The organism is Thiomonas sp. TH-17, assembly GCF_057473305.1.
This window is the reverse complement of record NZ_JBYCKI010000172.1, coordinates 1-5,840: the sequence shown is the minus strand read 5'-3', so window position 1 is coordinate 5,840 and position 5,840 is coordinate 1. Positions and strand designations below refer to the sequence as shown.

At 65.9% G+C, this 5,840-nt stretch carries 5 protein-coding genes; 3 read left to right on the top strand and 2 right to left on the bottom strand.

Going from position 1 to position 5,840, the window contains the following annotated elements:
- Positions 1-1,616 (bottom strand): glycosyltransferase family 39 protein (locus tag AC2VLV_RS10510; RefSeq protein ID WP_486989936.1); only part of this gene is annotated, 1,616 nt, incomplete at its 3' end.
- A 129-nt stretch (positions 1,617-1,745) separates the two neighbouring features.
- Here AC2VLV_RS10510 and AC2VLV_RS10505 point away from each other — a divergent pair.
- Positions 1,746-3,368, top strand: a complete 1,623-nt coding sequence (locus AC2VLV_RS10505; RefSeq protein WP_486989935.1) for an isovaleryl-CoA dehydrogenase — start codon at positions 1,746-1,748, stop codon at positions 3,366-3,368.
- 16 nt (positions 3,369-3,384) lie between these two features.
- On the opposite strand, the gene AC2VLV_RS10500 is transcribed toward AC2VLV_RS10505, so the two are convergent.
- A complete protein-coding gene (locus AC2VLV_RS10500) occupies positions 3,385-4,191 on the bottom strand; it encodes an energy transducer TonB (protein WP_486989934.1) in 807 nt (268 codons plus the stop codon).
- Positions 4,192-4,495: 304 nt separating this feature from the next.
- Here AC2VLV_RS10500 and carA point away from each other — a divergent pair, with 304 nt between their 5' ends.
- The gene (gene carA, locus AC2VLV_RS10495) at positions 4,496-5,647 is read left to right on the top strand and encodes a glutamine-hydrolyzing carbamoyl-phosphate synthase small subunit (RefSeq protein ID WP_486989933.1); all 1,152 of its coding nucleotides are present in this window, start codon (positions 4,496-4,498) and stop codon (positions 5,645-5,647) included.
- Positions 5,648-5,655: 8 nt separating this feature from the next.
- On the top strand, positions 5,656-5,840 hold a 185-nt coding region (locus AC2VLV_RS10490), incomplete at its 3' end, for a LysE family transporter (protein WP_486989932.1).

The following is a 5,840-nucleotide window of genomic DNA, read 5'->3' as shown; positions in this document are numbered from 1 at the left end:
GGCGACATCAGCGCCAGCGGCTGTTTGTCCTCGTTCCAGCGCCGGGCGAAATCGGCGTAGGTCGGCACCCACAGACCGGGCTGCTGCTCGATGCCGAAATGCAACTCGCCCTGATACTCGACCAAGGTGACTGTGCGGTCGAGGTAAAAGGGCAAAGTCTGGTCATAAGTGCCCACGGCGTAGAACGGCTGGCCCGGCTGAATCCAGGGCCGGATGGCGTTGACCACATCCTTGGTTGAAGCCGTGCGGCCCAGAATCTGGAACTGCTGGATGCCCAGCGAGAACCCCAGCGTCATTGCCACACTGACCAGCAGCACGGCTGCCGTGCGCCGTCCCTGCGCCTCCCAGCGCCAGGCCACAAGCCCGCTGATCAGCGCCAGCGCTGCGGTGCCTTCGAGCCACCAGCCGAACTGCTGATAAAGAGCGCCGGGCGTGGTGGCGTTGCCCAGTCGGTGTAGTTGCGTCAGGCCGATGACGCCCGCCAGACCTAGCAGAGCGAGCAGACCGAATTGCCAGCGCAGGGCGCCGCCGCGAACTCGGTCGAAATAGTCGGCCACGAGCAGCGCCAACGCCGGAAAGATGGGCAGGATGTAAGACGGCAGCTTCGATTTGGAGATGCTGAAAAACACAAAAATGAACACCGTCCAGATCACCAGCATGCCTTGTGCGTGCAGCGTGCGGCCCTGCGCGCTGCCAAAGGCGGCGCCGCGCTGCGCAGGCCGCGCCGCACCGCGCCAGAGGGCGGGAACGAGGCTGCCCAGCCAGGGCAGAACGCCCAGAATCAGAATGGGAAAGAAGTACCACCAGGCGCCGGGGCGGTGGAGCTTGTCGGTGAGAAAGCGGGTGAACTGCTGGTAGATGAAAAAGTAGTCGAAAAACTCGGGGTTGCGCACCTGCACCCAGATGAACCAGGGCGCGGCAATGGCCAGAAAAATGAGCAGGCCGCTGACGATGTAAAGCCGCGTCCACAACTTCCAGTCGCGGTAAATCAGGGTGTAGAGCACCAGCGCCGCGCCGGGCAGCAGAATGCCGATCAGCCCCTTGGACAGCATGGCCAGCGCCATGAAGGCCCAGGTGGCCCACATCCACCATCGAGTCTGCGCACGGCTCGCATCGGGCCGCTGCGCCAGCAGGAAGGCCATCAGACTCGCGGACATGGTGGCTGCGGTGCCCATGTCCAGCGTGTTGATGTGGCTCATCGCGTTCCAGTAAAACATGCTGGCCAGCACGCCAGCGGCAAACACCCCGGTGCGCCGGTTGAACAGCCGCGTTCCGGCCCAGCCGGTGAACAGCACCGTGAGCAGGCCGGTGAGCCCGGTCCACAGACGCGCCTGCCATTCGCCAAAGCCGAATGCCTCGTAGCTCACCGCGGTCGCCCAGTATTGCAGCGGCGGTTTTTCGAAGTATTTGAAACCGTCGAGCCGGGGCGTGACCCAGTCGCCCGTCACCACCATTTCCCGCGGAATTTCGGCGTAGCGGCCTTCGTCTGTCGGCACCAGATCGCGCCAGCCCAGCGTGCCCAGCCAGAGAACGACGAGCGCGGCAAACAGCACCCAGGTCAGGCCGCGGCCGGGGCCGGTGTCTGAATCGGAAAAGTCTTGTGTGGAATGCGACATGGGAAAAGCGTGTTCTGTGCAAGGCCGGGAGCCTGGCGGATAGCCGAGCATGGTAACGGGCTGTTCCTTGCACGCTACTGAGGGTCGGTGCTGCAATGCACAGCACACGAAACTGAAACGGAGACTCTCATGACCTGGCCCACCCATGATGTGACCAACCAAGCCCCGCCCTTGCAGGATTACAACCTGTTCACCGCCGATCCCGCGCTGCGCGAGGCGCTTGCCCGTGCTGGCGGTGGCTGGGCGCAGGAGCAACTCACGCGGCAGGGGGCGGAGCTTGGCGCCGCCGCCAGCTACGAGCAGGGGAGGTTGGCAAACCAGAACTCGCCGGTTCTGCGCGCTTTCGATGCAAGGGGCTTTCGCCGCGACCAGATCGAGTTTCACCCGGCCTGGCACGCGTTGATGAGCGACATCGCCCGGCGCGGCCTGCACACCGGCCCGTGGGCGCAGCCGCAGCCGGGCGCGCATGTGGCGCGGGCGGCGGGCTTCATTTTGCAGACGCAGATCGAAGCCGGGTCGATGTGCCCCACCACCATGACTTATGGCGCGATTCCCGCGATGTCGCGCGACGCCCTGCTGGCACGCGACTGGCTGCCCACGCTGATGCGCCCGGAATACGATCCGCGCGACCTGCCGCTGGCGCAAAAGCGCGGCGGGCTGATCGGCATGGGCATGACCGAAAAGCAGGGCGGCTCCGATCTGCGCACCAACACCACCCGCGCCGAACCTGATGGCGCGGGCGGCTACCGTCTGACCGGGCACAAGTGGTTTTTTTCCGCCCCGCAATGCGATGCCCATCTCGTGCTGGCGCAGACGGCGGGCGGTCTGAGCTGCTTTTTCGTGCCCCGCTGGGCGCCGGACGGCAGCAAGAATCCGGTGCTGATCCAGCGACTCAAAGACAAGCTGGGCAACCGTTCCAACGCCTCGTCCGAAGTGGAATTTCAGGGGGCTTGGGGGCATTTGCTCGGCGAAGAAGGGCGCGGCGTGCCGACCATTCTCGAAATGGGCACTTATACCCGGCTGGATTGCGTGCTGGGCACCACCGGGCTGATGCGCCAGGCGCTGAGCCAGGGGGTGCACTACGCGCGACACCGCCACGCTTTCGGCGCCGCGCTGATTGACCAGCCGCTGATGCGCAATGTGCTGGCCGACATGGCGCTGGAAGTCGAGGCCGCCATCGCGCTGGCTCTGCGGCTGGCGCAGGCCTTCGACTCGCAGCACGACGAGGCGCAGTCGCTGCTGCGGCGCCTGCTCACGCCGGCGGGCAAGTTTCGCATCTGCAAACGCGGCGCCGAACTCGCGGGCGAGGCGATGGAGGTGCTGGGCGGCAACGGCTACGTCGAAGACGATTTGCAGGCTCGCATCTACCGCGAGATGCCGGTGAATTCCATCTGGGAAGGATCGGGCAATGTGATGTGTCTGGACGTGCTGCGCGCCTTGGGCAAGAACCTGCGCACCGCCGACGCCCTGATGGCCGAACTCGCCCCGGCGCAGGGACGCAACGCCCATTTCGACGCGCATCTGCAGCGCTTCTCGGTGGCCCTGCGCGATACCGACGCGCAGCAATCGCGCGCCCGGACGCTGACCCACGACCTCGTGCTGGCCGTGCAGGCCGCATTGTTGCTACGCCACGCGCCGGAGCCGATCGCCCAGGCTTTCTGCGCATCCCGGCTCGGGGGTGAATGGGGCGGAGGCTTCGGCACCTTGAGTAAGGCGACGGATTTCGATCTGCTGCTCAGTCGGGCGCTGTAAACGGCATGAGCAGAGCTCAATTCAAAATACGGAACTTGATTGGCACCAGCACCCAGGAAGTGACCGACTGACCGTTGCGCGTGGCGGCGACGAAGCGCCACTGCGCCACGGTCGCCTCGGCGGCCTCGTCCAGCCGCGGATAGCCGGTGGACGACATGAGCTTGATCTGCAGCGGGCGCCCGTTCGGGCCGACCTGCACCTTGAGTAGGGCCGTACCCTCCTCGCCCAGTTGGCGTGACAGACGGGGATAAGGTGGCGGCGGATTGTCGAGATACTCAGCCTTGTACGAGGCCGCAGTCTCCACGACGGGCTCGGGCGCAGCGGAGACCGCCGCCTCGGGGTGGGGCGGGTTGGGCGCCGCTATGGACGTGGCGACCTGCGGGGCCGCACTGTGCGCGGCAGCTATCGCCGGGAGGTCGGGAGCAGGGGGGACCGCAGGCGCTACGGTCGGCTCGATCGGCGGCGTGTTCGTGCGTGGCAAGACTGGCTTCGGTGGCTGTGGGCGCTGGGGTGCCGGTGGGACCTGCGGGCTCGGATGCGGCGGAGCGGGCCGGGCGAAGTGCTTTTTCGGGGGGGCGGGCTGCGTTTTTTCGGGCGGCGGCACGGCCGCAGCCGCCTGGGTTGGCGCAGGGGGCCGCGCGGCAGGCAGCGGCCCCTTCTGCAAGGTGATCCATTCAATCCGCTGTTCCGGCTTGTTGGGCGCCTGGGTGGGCGTGAACACCAGCCAGGCGAGCAGCAAGGCGTGCGCGAGCAGAACGCCGAACGCGAGGGCGAGCAGGGGGATGGGCCGAGGCGGGGGCGTCAGAGAGGGAAGGGTGTTCATTACGACAAGTTGGCGTGTCCGGGCGCTTTGAGCGCCCCCAGGGCCGGGCTAGGCCCAGCCCGCCCCCCGTGCGGGTCAAGGAAACTTGGGGCGGCCCAGCGTTTCCTTGAGACGCTGGGCAGACAAACCGCATGAATATAATCTGACAAATTTTGTGCGCCTGAAGTGTTGCCGCCCTGCGGTGACCCTCAAGGGGCCTGACGGACGGGCAAATTGGCCTCACAGCTATTTGCGCGCCGCGCCCCAGATTGTCGGCCAGGCTGGCGATCCATTCCAAAATCCGGGCGCTCACCGGAGAATTCTCATGCTGTCCATGCTGCCCAAAGCCGTTCTGGTTCTCGCCGACGGCTCGATCTTTCGCGGACTCTCCATTGGCGCGAGTGGGCAGACGGTTGGCGAAGTGGTGTTCAACACCGCTATGACCGGCTATCAGGAAATCCTGACCGATCCCAGCTACTGCCGCCAGATCGTCACCCTGACTTATCCGCACATCGGCAACGTCGGCGCCAATGCGCAGGACGTGGAAGCAGCCCAGGTGCATGCCGCCGGGCTGATCATCAAGGATCTGCCGCTGCAGATGTCGAACTATCGCGGCGAACAGACGCTCGACGCCTATCTGCGCCAAAACGGTACGGTGGCCATCGCCGGGATCGACACCCGCAGGCTGACGCGCCACTTGCGCACCGAGGGCGCGCAGAGCGGCTGCGTCATTGGCCTGGAGGCGGGGCAAGACATCACCGATGCCGTGATTCAGACGGCGCTCGATGGCGCGCGCGGCTTTGCCGGTCTGGCCGGTATGGATCTGGCCCGCGTCGTCACCACGCCGCAACCCTACGAGTGGACGCAGACCGACTGGTCGCTGGAGCGAGGTTATGGCGAAATGACCCAGCCCCTGCGTCATGTCGTGGCCTACGACTTCGGCGTGAAGTTCAACATCCTGCGCCTGCTGGCGGCACGCGGCTGCCGCGTCACCGTGGTGCCCGCGCAAACCTCTGCAGCCGACGTGCTGGCGCTGCGGCCCAACGGTGTGTTCCTCTCCAACGGCCCGGGTGACCCCGAGCCCTGCGATTACGCCATTGCCGCGACCCAGAGCATCATCGCCGCCGACATGCCGACCTTCGGCATCTGCCTCGGGCATCAGATCATGGGGCTGGCCGCCGGCGGCAAGAGCTTCAAGATGAAATTCGGCCACCACGGCGCCAATCACCCGGTCAAAGACCTGGACAGCGGCCGCGTGTCCATCACCAGCCAGAACCACGGTTTTGCGGTGGACGCGGCCAGCCTGCCCGACACCGTGCGCACCACCCATGTCTCGCTGTTCGATGGCACGCTGCAAGGGCTGGCGTGGAAAGACAAACCCGCTTTCTGCTTTCAGGGGCACCCGGAAGCCAGTCCCGGGCCGCATGACATCGGCTACCTGTTCGACCGTTTTATCGGTCTGATGGACCGCGCCTGAGACTGCCCATGGACCAGATGTTCGGCGTCGTCAATCTGTGGACCTATGTGCTCGGGGTGATTTTCATCGTCCTGCTGCCGGGGCCGAACTCGCTGTATGTGCTGAGCGTGGCGGCGCAGCGCGGGGTGAGCCAGGGCTATCGGGGCGCGTTCGGGGTGTTTCTGGGCGACACGGTGTTGATGGTGCTGGCCGC

Excerpts from the sequence above, each read along its gene's own strand:
- AC2VLV_RS10500 (WP_486989934.1), bottom strand. The coding sequence starts at position 4,191 with ATGAACACCCTTCCCTCTCTGACGCCCCCGCCTCGGCCCATCCCCCTG.
- AC2VLV_RS10505 (WP_486989935.1), top strand. The coding sequence starts at position 1,746 with ATGACCTGGCCCACCCATGATGTGACCAACCAAGCCCCGCCCTTGCAG.
- carA (WP_486989933.1), top strand. The coding sequence starts at position 4,496 with ATGCTGTCCATGCTGCCCAAAGCCGTTCTGGTTCTCGCCGACGGCTCG.